The organism is Undibacterium umbellatum (assembly GCF_014284125.1).
Taxonomy (GTDB): domain Bacteria; phylum Pseudomonadota; class Gammaproteobacteria; order Burkholderiales; family Burkholderiaceae_D; genus Undibacterium; species Undibacterium umbellatum.
Map to the genome: position 1 here is coordinate 1 of NZ_JACOFX010000075.1, position 439 is coordinate 439.

A 439-nucleotide genomic window follows, 5' to 3' on the forward strand; every position below is an offset into this window, starting at 1 on the left:
GAGAGTTTGCCTTTGCGTCCTGCGATCTCCAGCGGGATGCCTAGTGCAACATAGGATTTGGGGCTGAAGTAGCCACCATGTCCGTAGCTGAAGTAGCGCAGGTTTTTGTTGTAGAAGAAGGAGGTCATGCCCAGCCCGGTAGTGAAGCTGAAGTCATTGGTTTTGTAGGCGCGCCAGTAGGCACCTACGCCTATTTCACCCATGCTGTTCTTGGCGACGTTTTTACCGGTGAGCCCATAGTAGCCTGCGCTGGCATAGACGCCGCCATCTTCTCCATCATAGGAGGTGTCGAGTTTGATGCCTGTGCGGGTGACGCCACCCCAGGTGAGCCCATACAGGCTGTCTTTGGCGCCAGCATAGGAGAGGTAGCTGTCGCTGACTGAGCGGCGGGCAACTTCGATGCCGAGGCTGAGTCCATCGTCGCTGCCACTCCAGCGCA

The 439-nt window shown here is 57.2% G+C and carries 1 protein-coding gene; it reads right to left on the minus strand.

What is annotated here, in order from left to right:
* Positions 1-439: cellulose synthase subunit BcsC-related outer membrane protein (locus tag H8L47_RS30520; RefSeq protein ID WP_186957342.1), on the minus strand; the 439-nt coding region annotated here is incomplete at both ends.